Annotated in this window: 1 protein-coding gene; it reads left to right on the forward strand. The window is 36.0% G+C overall.

Features of this window, described 5'->3' with window-relative positions; all coding sequences use genetic code 11:
• On the forward strand, nucleotides 1–850 hold an 850-nt coding region (locus tag ATB02_RS25690), incomplete at both ends, for a DNA methyltransferase (RefSeq protein ID WP_198600605.1).

The following is an 850-nucleotide window of genomic DNA, read 5'->3' on the forward strand; positions in this document are numbered from 1 at the left end:
TGATGATAATGAATTAAATTATTTGGCCTCGTTGGCTGATGATATTTTTGGCCGAAAAAATAGGATTGCTATATTCCCAAGAATAACAAAGAAAGGAGGGAAATCCGCCAGCATTTTCGCAAAGAATCATGATTACATACTGCTTTATGTTAGAAGTTTAGAAAACAAGCGTATGTATGCAGTTTCGCACGACGACGATAATTTCAAATATAAAGATGAGTACTTTGCTGAGAGAGGAAGCTACAAACTCAACCAAACCTTGGATTATGATAGCCTTCAATACAGCAAATCACTTGATTATATAATAGAAATCAATGGTGAGAAATATTACCCAGGTGGTGATGAAAATTTATTTAATGATAGAATGAATGGCAAGCATAACAGGGCGGACTGGGCTTGGAGATGGAGTAGGAAATTATTCGATTTTGGGTTTGAAAATGGGTTTATTGAAATAAGAAATGGCGGACAAAGGCCAAGGATATATACAAAAACATATCAAAATGCAAAGATATCAAAGGACGGAAATGATTATGTCATAACCTACTTTGATAGAACAAAGCCATTGTCAACACTTGAGTTTACTGAAAACAAGTATTCTAACGACAATGCGACAAAACACATTAGCTCCCTCTTAGGGAAAAATATATTTGATTATACAAAACCAGAAACCCTATTGGCTAAGCTAATCGAAATAACATCTACTAAAAATGACCTAATTCTAGACTTTAATCTTGGTAGTGGAACTACAGCTGCTGTTGCTCACAAAATGGGGCGTCGCTATATCGGTATTGAGCAGATGGAGTACATCAACGACATTACGGTACCTCGCCTGAAAAAAGTCATCGAAGGT

This window comes from Escherichia sp. MOD1-EC5189 (assembly GCF_002966045.1).
GTDB lineage: Bacteria > Pseudomonadota > Gammaproteobacteria > Enterobacterales > Enterobacteriaceae > Escherichia > Escherichia coli_F.